Here is a 15,893-nt window from a genome sequence, read left to right as displayed (position 1 = left end):
TGATGCTTTAATTTTAAAATACAAGATTTTCTTCAATTGAATTGTGAATTAACTCACTATTGAAAGCGTTATCATAAGTGCCAAATGTGGCGATGTGTTGAAGGTTGTTAGAACAGTGGGTTTCTACTATAATTTTCTTATATGCAGTAACATCCGGGAGTGGAGCATGTTGAAGAAAAGAATAACTAAGCGTCGTATTGGTTTAATTGTACTAATCATTCTTGTTGTAGCCGGATTGCTGCTTTGGAAATATTTAACTCCGTATGCACCGGCTGAAGAAGCCGAAACTGCACTGATTTCAAGCGGTGGAGTTACAGTTGAACAGAATGAAAACTGGATTTCGTTCGAACCCTCAATTACTAAGGGGGCCTCGATCATATTTTACCCTGGAGCTCTGGTGAAACCAGAAGCTTACTCCCCACTTGCGAAGGGCATTGCTGCTGCGGGGCATCCGTTCTACATCGCTAAAATGCCGCTTAATTTAGCAGTAACAAAGGGCGATGCTGCTGAAGAGATTATTCGTGTGCATCCAAAGCAATCTTTTGTTCTAGGTGGGCATTCGCTTGGGGGTGTCATGGCGTCACGTTATGCGATTGAGCATGCGGACCAGCTGGAAGGTGTGTTTTTCCTGGCTTCTTATCCAGATGAAAAAGGTAGTCTGCGTGAGACTACTTTGTCAGTATTGTCGGTAGTGGGTACAGAGGATCAGGTTATTGACAGAGACAGCTACAACAAAGGACGTTCCTATTTGCCAGATAATACGGTTTATAGTTCAATCGTCGGTGGAAATCACGCTCAGTTTGGAAGCTATGGACCACAAAAAGGAGACGGGAAAGCAACCATTTCCGAAGAAGAACAGCAAAATGACACTGTGCGCGCCATGCTGGATTGGCTTGGGAATATCAGGTAGTCTTCGGTCTTTCCAACAAAGGGAGGATACTTATGCCAGAATTACAGATTAACGATGAATGCATACCCTGTTCAGGAATATTGTTCGACAAAGATGGCACGTTATTGGATCTATTAGCCACTTGGGGGAATTGGGCCGAGCTTGTACTATGTGGAATGGAAAATCAGCTTGCGATTATGGGAACTGATTTTATCGTGGATCGGAGTAAAGTGCTAGGTACCCAGCATGATGCTGCAGGAAAATTGATTGGTTATGATCCAGCAGGGCCGCTCACCATGGCTACAGAAGAAGAAAGTTATGGTGTGCTTGCATGGCAGCTGTATACTGCTGGTGTTCCTTGGAATGAAGCGTTGACCCGTGTAAAGAGTATAGCTAAGGACGCTATGTATGAATTACGCAAACGCCGCACAGCACAACCTCTAGAAGGGCTTCTTCCTTTTCTGGAACAGTGCGCGGCTGCATCACTCAAGCTAGGGGTGGTTACCTCAGATGGCGCAAAGACCACTCAGGAGCATCTGGATTGGCTTGGTATTGCTCATTATTTTCATTCGGTAGTTACAAGAGACAGAGTATTAAACGGAAAACCCGCACCTGAAATGGCTGAATTAGCCTGCCGGGAGCTGGGGCTGTCTCCTGAAGTGACGATTATTATTGGTGACAGCAATGCAGATATGCAATTGGGTAAAGGTGCAGGCTTACGCCTCGCCGTTGGAATCTCCAGCATGGGTGATGGAAATCACTTGATTGACGCAGATGTGATTATTTCTAGCTATAATGAGCTAAGGATCACCTATTGATCAGCATATTAATGGAAAGGATGTGCTACAACATATGGATCAATTGCAGACACTTGCTTCTTGGATTAAAGACTGTGACAACATCGTTTTTTTCGGAGGGGCAGGTACGTCAACAGAGAGTGGGATCCCGGATTTCCGCTCGGCAGCAGGATTATACCAGACTCAGCACAATTCACCTTATCCGCCTGAAGTGATGCTGAGCCGAACTTTTTTTATGTCCTCACCGGACATTTTTTTTGATTTTTACCGCAGTAAAATGATTCATCCCGATGCTCGTCCGAATGGCGCACATCTGCTGCTTGCAGAGTTAGAACGGCAGGGCAAGCTTAAAGCAGTTATTACGCAAAATATTGATGGCCTACATCAGCTGGCGGGTAGCCAAAAGGTATTTGAGCTGCATGGTTCCATTCATCGTAACTATTGCATGGACTGCTCACGTTATTACGGGCTGGAGCAGCTCCTAAGTACCACTGAGATCGTCCCTCGCTGCCCCGAATGTGGTGGTATTATTAAGCCGGATGTTGTGCTATATGAAGAAGAATTGGACCATTCGGTGCTGGTGAGTTCTGTCGAAGCGATAGCAGCTGCAGATATGCTTATGATTGGTGGAACCTCTCTTACGGTCCAGCCTGCAGCTAGTCTAGTTACTTATTTCCGGGGCAAACGTACGGTGCTGCTGAATGGCGACCCGACACCTTTTGATGATCAAGCTGATCTTCTGATTACAGATCGGATTGGGAAAGTACTCGGCAGTGTAAAGGATCTGCTTGGTTAGAAGGGATAATCTCATCGCTTGCCGGTTGTCAGATTATTATTGCGCTTAGTAGTTTAAAGATAGGTAGTACAGAAACAGCGCGTAATGAGAGGCAGGGATAAGCAATGGTATATGTAGCAAATGAAGCACGATATGAAGACATGCGTTATAACCGTTGCGGGAACTCAGGTCTTAAGCTTCCGGCAATCTCATTAGGACTATGGCAGAATTTTGGTGGAATTGATACTTACGAGAATGGCAGAGAAATGATCACTCGTGCTTTTGATCTTGGAATTACTCATTTTGATCTAGCCAACAACTATGGACCACCAGCGGGTTCAGCAGAAGAGCTCTTTGGTAAAGTGCTTGCAAGTGATATGGCTCCATATCGAGATGAAGTGGTGATTTCTACAAAAGCAGGGTACAACATGTGGCCCGGTCCTTATGGCGAATGGGGTTCGCGTAAATATATGCTGGCTAGTCTGGATCAGAGTCTGAAGCGGCTGGGCATAGATTATGTTGATATCTATTATTCGCATCGGCCGGACCCGGAAACACCTCTTGAAGAAACCATGCAGGCGCTCGACCATGCTGTGCGTTCCGGCAAAGCTCTGTATATAGGATTATCTAACTATACCGCGGAGCAGACGCTCGAAGCGATTAGAATCTTGAACAGCTTAGGAACGCCGCTCTTAATTCATCAGCCGAGTTATTCTATGCTCGATCGCTGGATTGAGGGTAGTTTACAGGGTGTGCTGGAACAGAGCGGAGTTGGCAGTATCGCTTTTACACCTCTGGCTCAAGGATTGTTAACCAATAAGTATTTAAATGGAATCCCAGAAGGATCAAGAGCTGCCAAACCCTCTGCTGCGTTAAATGAAAGCCGAATTACACCGGATGTGAAGCGCAAGATCCACGCGTTAAATCAGCTTGCTGTTTCAAGAGGCCAGAGTTTGGCGCAGCTTGCACTAGCTTGGACACTACGTGATGGGAAGATTACTTCTGCATTGATAGGGGCTAGCAGAATTAGTCAGATTGAAGAGAATATAGCTGCACTTCAGCATTTGGAGTTCTCGCAGGCAGAATTGGATCGCATTGAGACTATTCTTCAAACGGAGAATGGAACTGGATGAAGACGTAGGTGAAGGGATGAGCTGCATCGATGGAGTTGCTTCAAGATGAGAACAAGGTGAAAGAGTGGGCCGAAGCCAACTCGGAATCTATAGGCTTAAATAGGTCGAAGATTGAGGCTAAGTATATTTGGAATCCTGGAGGGTTTGTAAACCAATCTTATCGCATAACGGATGGTCAAACCTTTCGTCATTTAAAACTCTCGCAAGAACAAAAAGCAGTGGGACTTAAACAGTGGGTTAAGATCAGTGAACATTTGACTTATAATTACAAGGCACCACGGTTGATTAGGGAGATTACACAAGAAATAACATCTGGTTATTCTTATGGTTTAGTGTTTGATTTTATCGAAGGTAAACCATTAAGCTCCATTTCCGATCCACTGCCAGTGGTTGAAAAGGTTCTGAGGTCCCTTCATCAATTACATGCAGATAAAGGAATTAGGATGGCAGTTGTATGTGAGGATGAGGACTACAATTATGCCGCCGCATTTACTGACGAATACATCAACCGATTTGAAGAAGATCTGCAAATTATTAGAGCGGAAAAGCATTTGCTGGACTTCGTAACGGCGGACACTTTAGATTGGTTCGATACTGAAGTGGAAGCTTTGAGAATTATGGTTAGTCAGCACCCTTCTTTTCAGAGAAAGGCGTCCGACATCGTACACAATGATGTGAATTGGCAGAATATCTTAGTCAATGATAATAATGAATTTTGGATTATTGATTGGGATGACCTTACGGTTTTTGGAGACGCTGCAATGGATTATTCCGTACTACTTTGGCCGCTCTATAAATCAAAAGATTGGACTTACTGTAGGGATCTAGTTAGTGATTTAGCAGGCCTTGCAATATTGGAACGGATTGAGTTTTATTTTAGAGCGAAGCTCCTTGATGATGTGATTGATGTTCTTGCTGACTATGTTGAAGCGGAGCAAGTGCCAGAACTGAAGGAAATGGCTCAGAAAAGGGCAAAAGAGATACATCTTCGTGCTTACCCTGAATATCTGAGTCTATATGCAACATAACCGAAGCTAACTGAATGATCAGCTTAATAAAGGGATTCACATATTGGACTTGCCTAATATGTGAATCCCTTTTTCAAAGGCTTCCCTTACTGATTTGTCTTTTTTACATGTCTAGTCGTTGTGAGACGGTAAGCGGTGGGTGACTGAGCACAAAACCGTTTGAATTGGCGTGAGAAGTATAAAGCATCGGTGAGCCCCACGGATGCTGCTACCTGTTCCACGGACAGCTCGGGCCGTTCACGCAGCAGCTGTCTGGACTTTTCAATGCGCAGCTTCAGCAAGTAGGTCACCGGAGATAATCCGGTCTCTTGCTTAAATACACGGGATAGATAGGCCCGGTTATAGCCAAGAGTATCACACATTTGTTCAATGGATACTGGATGAGCATATTGGGAGGCCATGTAGTGGATCATTTGCTTCACAGTACGCTTAACCTGCGATTCAGCTCCAGGAAGACGGGAGAAGGAAGAGAGTAAATCTGCGGCTTCACCTACAATGAGATAAAGATACCCTAGAGAAGTTAGGTGTGCACTTTCTTTGTTTGCTTTGAAGGCTTGCATGATACTGGAAAGGGCACCTGGGATGACGCTATCACCCGTTGTAGTCACCACAGGTTTTTGAGGTGTAAAGCCTGTCTGCAGCACGAGGCTATCAGCCTCACTCCCAGTAAAAGCTGCCCAGCGATAGCACCAGGGCTGATCTTTATCCGAAACATAACTGACCAGCTGTCCTGGATGAATAAGGAAGCAGTCACCTTTTCCCAGTGCATATTGATGATGTTCAGTACGGAAAACACCTGAGCCAGACTCTATAAAGTGAAGTAAATAATAATCGTAAATCTTAGGGCCAGCTTGATGCATAGGAATCGTCTGACTTTGACCAGCAAACAGTACATGGAGATTTTGTTTATCGTAATATACGGGATTAGATCCTACGGAATAAGTATGCTCCATTTGAGACAGCCTTTCTTGTGTTATTGTCATTTTATGGCTTATAGTTTAGGGTGTATCAATTATTTGTGTAATTATTATATTATGGGAAGTCACATTTATCCATACATTACACACATGATTGCATTATCAGAGGATGACTGATTCTATTATAATGAATACATAAAGAACGCTTTACTTATTCCCACTGGCTGAAGCAGCGAAAGGATGGAGTGGCATTAATGAGCACACAGGAACTTAAAAAGAAATTCATCGAAAAGTACGGGGTAAGCGAGCAAGAAGCTCAAGTATTTTATGCACCAGGCCGTGTTAATCTCATTGGAGAGCACTTGGATTATAACGGTGGATACGTGCTGCCGGCAGCTTTGGAATTCGGAACAACATTGATTGTCCGTCCACGTAGTGACAGCAAAGTGAATTTTGCATCTACTAATTTTCCTTATGAAGCATCTATTGATTATAGTGAAATTGGCAAGGCCAAAACTGGAGAATGGATCGACTATCCGGTTGGAGTAATGGTTGAATTGGAGAAGAAAAACACTCCAGTATCTAAAGGTTACGATCTGCTGTTCCATGGTGATATTCCGAATGGCGCAGGCTTGTCCTCATCGGCTTCTCTTGAAGTCGTGACTGCTTATGCTTTCCTAACTCTCGAAGGCGGCGACACGGATACCGTTGAGATTGCACTCTTGTCTCAGCGTGCTGAGAACCAGTACGTAGGTGTAAACTCCGGAATTATGGATCAGTTCGCAGTTGCTAATGGCAAACGAGATCATGCAATCCTGTTAATGTGTGATACGCTTGAATATAATCTGGTACCTTTCATCACAGGTGCTTACAAACTGGTTATCGGCAACACGAACAAACGCAGAGGACTTGTAGATTCCAAGTACAATGAGCGTCGTCAGCAGTGTGATGAGGCCTTGTCTATTTTGCAAAAAGAAGTTCCTTCACTAGCTTATCTGGCACAGCTCAATCATGAACAATTCGAAGCACATCAAGATAAAATCACAGATGAAATTGTTAGACGCCGCGCTCGCCATGTTGTGGAAGAGAATCAACGTGTACTAGAATCCGTTGAGGTCTTAAAGAACAATGATCTGAAGCAGTTTGGACAGTTTATGAATGACTCACATACTTCCTTGCGTGATTTGTATGAAGTTAGCTGTGAAGAGCTAGATATTATGGTTGAAGAAGCACAGCGTATTCCCGGTACACTGGGTTCCCGTATGACTGGTGCAGGTTTCGGTGGCTGTACTGTATCCTTGGTACATGAAGATGATGTAGAACGTTTCATTCGTGAAGTAGGCGAGGCATATACCACAAGATCTGGTTTGGTTGGTGAGTTCTACGTTTGCGGCATCGGTAATGGTGTCCAAGAATTGAAGGGAGTGTAATCAAATGGCAATTTTAGTAACAGGTGGAGCGGGGTATATTGGATCTCATACTGTAGCAGAGCTGTTGGATCGCGGCGAAGAAGTGGTTGTCATCGACAATCTGCTAACAGGGCATCGTGAGGCGCTACTGGGTGGCAAGCTGTACGAAGGCGATCTGCGTGATAAGGAGCTGCTTGGCAAGCTGTTCGCCGAGAATGAGATTGATGCGGTTATCCATTTTGCAGCAAGCTCTTTGGTTGGTGAAAGCATGAAGGACCCAGTGAAATATTATGACAACAACGTATACGGTACACAATGCCTTTTGGAAGCTATGCAAAAAGCTGGCGTGAACAAAATCGTATTCTCGTCTACAGCTGCAACCTACGGCGAACCGGAAAAGGTGCCGATTGAAGAAACAGACCGTACCGAGCCAGCAAACGTATATGGCGAAACTAAGCTGACTATGGAACGCATGATGGCTTGGTTTGATAAAGTGCTGGGTATCAAATATGTAGCGCTTCGTTATTTTAATGCTGCAGGTGCACATGCTAGTGGCAAAATCGGTGAAGACCATCGTCCGGAAAGTCATTTGGTTCCGCTGGTATTGCAAACCGCTTTGAAGCAACGGGAGAGCATCGCCGTATTCGGAGACGACTATCCTACAGAAGACGGTACTTGTGTGCGCGACTACATTCATGTTAGCGATCTGGCTGACGCCCATGTTCGCGCAGTAACTTATCTGCGTAGCGGAAGCAGCAGTAATATTTTTAACTTGGGAAATGGACTTGGCTTCTCGGTAAAACAGGTTATTGAAACTGCGAAGAAAGTTACAGGACTAGAAATCCCTGTAGTTATTCAAGAACGCCGTGCTGGAGATCCGGCAGTATTGGTAGCTTCCTCCGATAAAGCGCGCTCTATCCTTGGATGGAACCCTCAGCATGCTGACTTAGAGAATATCATTCAAAGCGCCTGGAACTGGCATTCTGCCAATCCGCAGGGGTACGGAGAATAAGGGGCTTTAGCATAGCTTAACTAGAGCATGAGACCCTACTTAAGGAGAATTGAAAATGCACAACGAGAATAAGGTTACGCCTGCTGGCCAGAAAGCCTTACATGCGATTGAGCAGCTAGTTTTGTTCGCACTACGTGAGCAGCTCATTGCTCCATCAGATGAAGACTATAGCCGTAATGTGCTGCTAGATCAGTTCGGATTTAGTGAGCCGTTCGTTGGCGAGGTCGATCAAAGTCCACTTACAGGTCCACAGGTTCCACTGGATGCACTGATTGATTATGGTTTTGAAATCGGATTGATTCCAGAGAATAGCGACACTTACCGTGACTTGCTGGATGCCAAGATTATGGGACTCCTAATGGCCCGTCCATCAGACGTAAATGCGGAGTTCAACCGTTTAGCTGCTGAAAAAGGTATCTCTGCGGCTACAGATCGCTTTTATAAATTAAGCATAGATTCCAACTATATCCGGATGGACCGGATTTCCAAGAATGTCTACTGGCTGCAAGATTCGCCTTACGGTGACATCGAGATGACCATCAATTTGTCCAAGCCTGAGAAGAGTCCGAAGGAAATTGCTATGGCCCGCTTGCTCCCGCCGCCGGTCTATCCAAAATGTCTGCTGTGCCGCGAGAATGTTGGGTATGCTGGCCGGGTTAATCATCCGCCGCGCCAGAACCTGCGTGTCATTCCACTTCAGCTGAATAATGAGAAATGGCTCTTTCAGTATTCGCCATATGTTTACTACAACGAGCACTGTATTGTATTCCATCATGATCATGTGCCAATGAAGCTTACCAAGGATACCTTGAAGAGGCTACTTAGCTTCGTGGAATCTTTCCCGCACTATTTTATTGGCTCGAATGCAGACTTGCCGATTGTTGGCGGATCGATTCTGACGCATGACCACTTTCAAGGTGGACGTCACACCTTTCCTATTCAGAAAGCACCTAAGGAAGATACGTTCACGCATGCATCTTATCCGGGTGTCAGCATTAATATCGTAAAATGGCCTATGTCCGTATTACGTTTGAATGGTGAAGATCCAGCGGTATTACTGGAGTGTGGCAATGCACTTTATGAAGCTTGGAAGGCGTATAGTGATCCTGATGCAGAAGTGTTGGCGTTCAGCGAAGTTGATGGTGAAGTGCAGCCTCATAATACCGTTACTCCAATCGTTCGTCGGGCAGAAGATGGCAGCTTCGAGATGGATCTCGTGCTGCGTAACAACCGGACTAACGAGCAATATCCTGAAGGGATTTTCCATCCCCATCGGGAGATGCACCATATCAAGAAAGAAAATATCGGCTTGATTGAGGTCATGGGACTCGCAATTCTGCCAGGTCGTCTGAAGGAAGAGCTCGATTCTATTGCGAGCATCCTTACAGGAGATCAAGCACTACTAGAAGCGGTGAAGAATGATCCTAGTCATCCACTTGCGCAGCACACTGCTTGGGTTCAGGAGCTTGTAGAGCGTTTCGGAACGGCATTACAGCATGAAGAAGCCGTCAAGATTGTGCAGAACGAAGTCGGCATCAAGTTTACACATATTCTTGAACACGCAGGTGTCTATAAACGGACTCCGGAAGGGCAAGCTGCTTTCCGTCGTTTCGTGAAGAGCTTCGGCGCGATCTAAAGTTTGGAAAGGGAATGTCCTTAAGCCTGTAGGCTTAAGGACATCTTTTTTTTAGGTTATATATTTGGGGTCCCTGAAAAGTATCTGAGTTTGCATCGAAGTAAAGCACCACTTTGTGGGGATATTTATGTGGCTTGAAGCTAATCCATTTGAATGCGGCAATTCAGAGGTTTATAATACGAGTGAGCAAAACATTCTGAAATAACTAATGGAGGTTTACACATATGCGTAATTTTGATTTTTATAATCCTACCAAGCTGATTTTTGGACAGGGTACGCTGGAAGCGTTGAAGACTGAGGTTCCTAAGTACGGCAAGAATGTATTGTTGATGTACGGTGGCGGTAGTATCAAGCGTAGCGGTCTGTTCGATAAGGTCATGGCTGAGCTTAGCGCAATAGATGCTGTGGTTACTGAACTCTCAGGCGTAGAGCCGAATCCACGCCTTTCCACCGTACATAAAGGTGTAGAGCTGTGTCACGAGCATAATATCGACCTCATCCTCGCTGTAGGCGGCGGTAGTGTGTTGGACTGCGCTAAAGCAGTTGCTGTTGGGGCGAAATATGAAGGTGACATGTGGGACTTTGTTGAACGTAAGGCAGCTGCTCAAGATGCTCTCCCACTCGGTACAGTGCTGACGATGGCAGCTACAGGATCAGAAATGAATAGCGGCTCTGTAATCACCAACGAAGTGACCAAGGAAAAAATGGGCTGGGGCAGTATTCATGCATTCCCTGCATTTTCGATTCTTGACCCAGAGAATACCTTCACTCTGCCACGTGATCAGACGGTCTACGGCATGGTAGATATCATGTCTCATGTTCTGGAGCACTATTTCCATACTGATGGCAACACACCGGTACAAGACGGCTTCTGTGAGACTTTGCTACGTACGGTGATCGAAACCGCACCGAAGCTTATTGAAGATTTGAATAATTACGAACTGCGTGAGACGATCATGTATTGCGGCACAATGGCGCTTAACGGTATGGTTAGCATGGGTTTTGCAGGAGATTGGGCGACTCACAACATCGAGCACGCAGTATCAGCTGTATACGATATTCCACACGGTGGAGGCCTGGCCATTCTGTTCCCACAATGGATGAAATATAATATCGATACTGATCCTGCCCGTTTCCGCAAGCTTGCTGTAAACGTGTTTGGAGTTGATCCTGCGGGCAAGAACGATAAGGAAATAGGGCTGGAAGGAATTGAAGCGCTGCGTAGCTTCTGGGATTCCATTGGTGCACCGAAGACACTCGCTGATTATGATATTGATGACAGCGAGATCGGCAGCATGGCTGATAAGGCGGTTCGTTTCGGACCGTTTGGTAATTTCCGCAAGCTTGACCGTGAGGATGTAGTTGAAATTTATAAAATGGCTTTGTAAGTAAATTCTTCTACGAAAGAGACCCTTCGTCTTTAGTCTAGAAGATGTTATAGAACGTCAAAGAAGTGATTCTTCCATAATGGATGAATCGCTTCTTTGCGTTTATGCTCTACTGTGGATTTCTCCTCAACATCGTCCCTGATCTCCGCTGCTGCTGACCGCATTTTTCGTGCGTTTATCCTCAGAATGGAACTTTTATGGGTAAATATCCAAAGTTTGTGAAACCAATGACCTACTTTATTCGTTTAAAGTAATATGACAGTCCTGAATGAAGACAGGAGGAAGTAAATATGCAAACGCTGTATTTAGGCTGCTTGGCGCTAGGCGTCATATTTGCCATAGTCAGCGTCCTGGTGGGTGATGTGATCGGAGATGCTTTGCATGGAGTCTTTGATTTCGTATCCGTAGATTTTCTGAATCCCACCGTACTGGCAGGAGGAATAACCGTGTTCGGCGGAGCGGGCATTCTTCTAACCCGGTACAGCGCTCTGGAAGCTGGGGCGATCATTGCTTTATCTTTGTTAGCCGCCGCTTTTTTGGGAGTGCTTATGTATCTAGGGGTGGTTAAGCCCATGGAAAAAAGCGAAATGTCCAATGGTTTCTCTATGAGTGATCTGCCTGGCAAGATCGGGGAAATCACAATTCCTGTTCCCGCCACGGGTTATGGTGAGATTATGGTAAAGTTTGGCGCCGGCAATAGCCTACATACGGCAGCAAGCTTTGATCATGAACTGCTTCCGGCAGGGATTAAAGTTGTTGTAGTGGAGGTTAGAGAAGGCGTTGCATTGGTGTCAGAATTCGAAAAGAGAAGAGGAGTGGATCTTTAATGTTCGGTATTCCTGAGTATTTGTTAGTCCCTGCTGTTGTCGTTGCTGTTTTGTTTGTGCTAGGTATCGCATTCTGGGCACGTTACAAAACTGTTGGACCAGATGAAGGGATGATCGTAACGGGGTCGTTCTTGGGGAAAAATCATATTTCAGACGATGGATCTGGTCGTAAAATAAAGATAGTACGTGGGGGCGGGGCATTTATCCTCCCTATCTTTCAGAAGGCTGAATTTATGTCGCTTCTTTCTCATAAACTCGATGTGACGACCCCGGAAGTATACACCGAACAAGGGGTTCCGGTTATTGCTGACGGTGTAGCGATTATTAAAGTGGGTAGCTCGACTGAAGATGTGGCGACAGCCGCTGAGCAATTTATGGGCAAACCGATTGAAGCGCTGAAGAGCGAAGCACAAGAAGTTCTTGAGGGTCATCTGCGGGCCATTCTCGGTTCGATGACCGTTGAGGAAGTATATCGTAACCGTGACCGTTTTGCGCAAGAGGTTCAAGGCGTGGCGGCACGTGATCTTAAGAAAATGGGTCTGCAAATTGTTTCCTTTACTATCAAGGATGTCCGAGACAAACATGGATATCTTGACGCATTAGGTAAACCGCGGATAGCTGCAGTGAAGCGGGATGCAGAGATCGCTGAAGCAGAAGCAGTGCGGGATGCGAGAATTCAAAAGGCAAACGCTGAAGAGCAAGGGCAAAAAGCAGAACTGCTGCGGGATACGAATATCGCCGAAGCCTCCAAGGAAAACCAGCTTAAGGTGGCTGCGTTTAAACGGGATCAGGATACAGCGAAAGCGGAAGCCGACCAGGCTTATCATATTCAAGAGGCACGTGCAAAGCAGACCGTTGTTGAAGAACAGATGAAGGTTGAGCTAGTACGTAAGGAACGTGAAATCGATTTGCAAGCCAAAGAAATTCAAGTTCGCGAGAAGCAGTACGACGCAGAAGTGAAGAAAAAAGCGGAAGCGGATCGTTACGCAGTAGAGCAAGCGGCGGAAGCTGATAAGGCGAAGAGAATGCGTGAGGCAGATGCCTTGCAATATAGTATTGAAACGCAAGCTAAAGCGACAGCTGAGCAGAAGCGTCTTGAAGGTCAAGCGATGGCGGATGCAGAGCTGGCTAAAGGTACAGCGGATGCTGAGGTTATCCGGTTGCGCGGTCTAGCGGAAGCAGAAGCCAAAGAAAAGCTGGCGGAAGCTTTCCAGAAATTCGGCGAAGCAGCCGTGCTCGATATTATCGTCAAAATGCTGCCTGATTTGGCTGGCCAAATCGCGAAGCCGCTGGCATCCATTGATAAGCTTACGGTTGTAGATACCGGTAATGGTGAAGGTGCGGCACGTGTCAGCAACTATGTAACCCAGTTGATGTCTACGGCTCCTGAGATGCTGAAGAGCGTCTCTGGCATTGACGTAGAGGCCCTGATTAAAGGGCTGACGACTAGATCCTCAGGGTCAACTGGAAGCAAGGCTGTTCCGGTCACACCAGTGACCTCCATACAACCTCCAGCAGCATCGGGGGGAGCGAGCAAAGCTTCAACTTCTGTGGCTGAGCAACCTGAAGACTAGTTAAAGCAATAACTACTATAGAATGATTTAACTTAAGGTAAGCTCGGTGATTGCTACCGGGCTTACTCTATGTTTTGGGTCTTAGCTATAGAATAGGAGAGGTGCGCGAGCGTGCAACTAACTTTAGATCATATCCATAAGAGCTTCGATGGTAAACAGGTGATTAAAGATGCAGACTTCACCTTTGAAAGAGGGAAGATCTACGGGCTGCTTGGACGGAATGGAGCAGGTAAAACCACACTTTTCAATTGTTTGAGTGGTGAGATCCAAATGGATAGCGGAGCTGCCTTTATTGGTGAGAAGGATAGTGCCCGTCCGCTTCGTGACGAGGACATCGGATATGTATTTTCCCTACCCATTTTGCCTGAGTTTCTGACAGGTTATGAGTTCGTAAAGTTTTATATGGACATCAACCGTGAAAAGATCGATCCGAATAAAAGCATTGAAGATTATTTTTCAATTATTAAGTTTGAGGAAGAAGATCGGCACCGGCTGATTAAGGGTTATTCCCACGGGATGAAGAATAAAATTCAAATGCTCTGCTTTATCATTACTCGCCCGCCTTTGATTTTATTAGATGAGCCTTTAACTTCTTTTGACGTGGTTGTGGCTCTTGAGATCAAGAAATTGCTGCGTGAGATGAAGCAGGATCACATCATTATTTTTTCTACGCATATTTTGCAATTAGCCGCCGATTTATGTGACGAGTTGGTTATTCTAAATCATGGAACCCTTCAAGAAATTCCGCGTGAAACTCTGCAAAGTCCAGAATTTGAGGAGCAAATCATAGCTTTACTTCAGGATGGCAACAATGATTAGTACACTTCGCAGCATTCAGAGGATTAGAGGTTCGTCCGGAGCCAATCGGCTGATTTACTATTTCAAAAAGCTGCCTGTTCTTGGCAAACTTTTAAAAGGGGATATTTACTCTAACATTGCACTAAAACAAGTCTTCGCTGGGATAGTACTTGCATTGAAGGTAGTGTGGGGGTTTTTAGGCAAGTTCGCCTATTTGGGAATTGTGATCTATTTGCCAATCGTCCTTACACACAAAGAATTGCCGCTCGCCGAACAGTATGCATTGTTCTTACATATTTTTATAGTTCTGAGCTTTATAGTGGCTGCGGTTTCGAATGTATTTATATTAGAGCCCAAACGGGATAAATATATATGTGTGAAGCTGATGAGAATTCCGGCGAAACAGTATATGCATGCTACGCTTTTGCTTAAAGGGCTAACGTTCTTTATATATTTTATTCCGGCATTAACCGTGTTTGCGGGGATTTTTGGGGCACCGCTGTGGCATGGCGTATGGCTTACACTTCTGTTAACGGCCTGGAGGATAGTCACCGAGGCGCTGAATCTTTGGTTTTTTGACAAAAAAGGAATTGTGTTAGTTAAAAAGATGAGCTGGGTATGGTCGGTGATTGGACTAGGTGGCTTACTTGCCTATGTGCCCCTTTATCTAGGGTACGCTTTTGTAAATGATGCGACAGGATTTAGTGTCCCCGTGAGTCTTGTGATCGTTGTACTTGGAGGAATTGCGGCTGTGTATATTGGGAAATATCCTAACTATCGCAGTGCTGTAGATGTCGTTACCAAGATAGATGATCCATTGCTGGATATGAACCGGATGATGAAAGAAGCAAGGGTGGCAGATATTCAGACCAAGGAGAAGGACTTTTCGTCGGAAGAACTTAAGGGGAAAGCTTTTCAAGGAAAGACAGGTTACGCCTACCTGAATGCTATTTTTTTCTCCAGGCATAAACGCTTGTTGATTCAACCCATCCAGAGGCGTTTAACGATCATTGGTGTGCTCTTTATAGTGGCTGTCCTAATGATGCTTATTTCGCCGGAGACTTCGTCCGAATTTACAGCATTTCTGCTCGGTGGACTTCCCTTTTTTGTATTTATAATGAACTATACCTCTATAGGTGAGCGCGTATGCAAAGCGATGTTTTACAATTGTGATTTAAGCTTGTTGCGCTATGGATTCTATCGTGAACAAACTGCGATTCTGGACAATTTTAAGATTCGTCTTATTAAATTGAGTGGCCTTAATCTTATTCCTGCTGTCGCCATATGTTTAGCATGTACTCTGCTGTTTCTGCTTTCTGGTGCAGATTGGGGTTTGATGGATGCAGTGATCTTTTGGGTAACGATTCTTTGTCTTTCCTTGTTCTTCTCAGTGCACCATTTGTTCATGTATTATATCTTTCAACCGTACAGCACGGAGCTAAATATGAAAAATCCGTTCTTTTTTATCGTCAACAGCATTGTATTGGGACTAAGCGTCGCTTGTATCGGATTTCCAAAAGCATCATCACTATTTACGCTAGTTGTTCTTGCGGGAACGATTGCTTATATGGTTATTGCCGTGACGTTGGTATACAAGTTCTCCAGCCGAACCTTCCGGGTAAAATAGAACGCGAGTGTTCTTCTAATATCGGAATGTTGATGATATGATGGTAACGAGAGTTTTTTAATCGTACCGTTTCATGTTGCGTT

General features: G+C 45.1%; 14 protein-coding genes. 13 read left to right on the top strand and 1 reads right to left on the bottom strand.

The features are described 5' to 3' along the window. Positions 1-166: 166 nt before the first annotated feature. From ACQKMP_RS06630 to ACQKMP_RS06610, 5 genes are all read left to right on the top strand, one after another. Positions 167-910 (top strand): alpha/beta hydrolase, encoded by a 744-nt coding sequence (locus tag ACQKMP_RS06630; protein ID WP_076284247.1) that lies wholly within the window; start codon positions 167-169, stop codon positions 908-910. Positions 911-942: 32 nt separating this feature from the next. Further along, on the top strand, positions 943-1,707 hold the full coding sequence (locus ACQKMP_RS06625; protein ID WP_339246186.1) for an HAD-IA family hydrolase: 765 nt from the start codon (positions 943-945) through the stop codon (positions 1,705-1,707). Positions 1,708-1,741: 34 nt separating this feature from the next. Next, positions 1,742-2,482: an NAD-dependent protein deacylase gene (locus ACQKMP_RS06620; protein WP_339246188.1), complete on the top strand. Its 741-nt coding sequence runs from the start codon at positions 1,742-1,744 to the stop codon at positions 2,480-2,482. A gap of 104 nt (positions 2,483-2,586) precedes the next feature. Beyond that, the gene (gene mgrA / locus ACQKMP_RS06615) at positions 2,587-3,594 is read left to right on the top strand and encodes an L-glyceraldehyde 3-phosphate reductase (RefSeq protein ID WP_427469035.1); all 1,008 of its coding nucleotides are present in this window, start codon (positions 2,587-2,589) and stop codon (positions 3,592-3,594) included. A 29-nt stretch (positions 3,595-3,623) separates the two neighbouring features. Then, positions 3,624-4,622, top strand: a complete 999-nt coding sequence (locus tag ACQKMP_RS06610; protein ID WP_427469034.1) for an aminoglycoside phosphotransferase family protein — start codon at positions 3,624-3,626, stop codon at positions 4,620-4,622. A gap of 86 nt (positions 4,623-4,708) precedes the next feature. On the opposite strand, the gene ACQKMP_RS06605 is transcribed toward ACQKMP_RS06610, so the two are convergent. Next, the gene (locus tag ACQKMP_RS06605; protein WP_042186139.1) at positions 4,709-5,575 is read right to left on the bottom strand and encodes an AraC family transcriptional regulator; all 867 of its coding nucleotides are present in this window, start codon (positions 5,573-5,575) and stop codon (positions 4,709-4,711) included. Positions 5,576-5,793: 218 nt separating this feature from the next. On the opposite strand from ACQKMP_RS06605, the gene ACQKMP_RS06600 reads away from it, so the two are divergent. From ACQKMP_RS06600 to ACQKMP_RS06565, 8 genes are all read left to right on the top strand, one after another. Continuing rightward, on the top strand, positions 5,794-6,969 hold the full coding sequence (locus tag ACQKMP_RS06600) for a galactokinase (protein WP_042186141.1): 1,176 nt from the start codon (positions 5,794-5,796) through the stop codon (positions 6,967-6,969). A gap of 4 nt (positions 6,970-6,973) precedes the next feature. After that, entirely contained in the window at positions 6,974-7,960 is a 987-nt protein-coding gene (gene galE, locus ACQKMP_RS06595) for a UDP-glucose 4-epimerase GalE (RefSeq protein WP_042186143.1), read from the top strand. A gap of 55 nt (positions 7,961-8,015) precedes the next feature. Further along, positions 8,016-9,596: a UDP-glucose--hexose-1-phosphate uridylyltransferase gene (locus ACQKMP_RS06590; RefSeq protein ID WP_427469033.1), complete on the top strand. Its 1,581-nt coding sequence runs from the start codon at positions 8,016-8,018 to the stop codon at positions 9,594-9,596. A 224-nt stretch (positions 9,597-9,820) separates the two neighbouring features. Beyond that, positions 9,821-10,984, top strand: coding sequence for an iron-containing alcohol dehydrogenase (locus ACQKMP_RS06585; RefSeq protein WP_379422657.1), 1,164 nt, complete (start codon positions 9,821-9,823; stop codon positions 10,982-10,984). A gap of 290 nt (positions 10,985-11,274) precedes the next feature. Next, entirely contained in the window at positions 11,275-11,811 is a 537-nt protein-coding gene (locus ACQKMP_RS06580) for a hypothetical protein (RefSeq protein ID WP_042186148.1), read from the top strand. Continuing rightward, positions 11,811-13,385 carry a flotillin family protein gene (locus ACQKMP_RS06575; RefSeq protein WP_052404202.1) on the top strand — a complete coding sequence of 525 codons (1,575 nt, stop codon included), beginning with the start codon at positions 11,811-11,813 and terminating at the stop codon, positions 13,383-13,385. The genes ACQKMP_RS06580 and ACQKMP_RS06575 overlap by 1 nt, the downstream gene beginning before the upstream one ends. Positions 13,386-13,496: 111 nt before the next feature. Then, positions 13,497-14,204, top strand: a complete 708-nt coding sequence (locus tag ACQKMP_RS06570) for an ABC transporter ATP-binding protein (protein WP_341049357.1) — start codon at positions 13,497-13,499, stop codon at positions 14,202-14,204. After that, on the top strand, positions 14,197-15,810 hold the full coding sequence (locus ACQKMP_RS06565; RefSeq protein ID WP_427469032.1) for a hypothetical protein: 1,614 nt from the start codon (positions 14,197-14,199) through the stop codon (positions 15,808-15,810). Before ACQKMP_RS06570 ends, ACQKMP_RS06565 begins: the two co-directional genes overlap by 8 nt. The last annotated feature ends 83 nt before the right edge of the window (positions 15,811-15,893 follow it).

This window comes from Paenibacillus sp. NPDC101420, assembly GCF_050277435.1.
Lineage (GTDB): Bacteria > Bacillota > Bacilli > Paenibacillales > Paenibacillaceae > Paenibacillus_AQ.
Note: the sequence above shows the minus strand (reverse complement) of the source record. Positions and strands in the feature narration are given on the sequence as shown.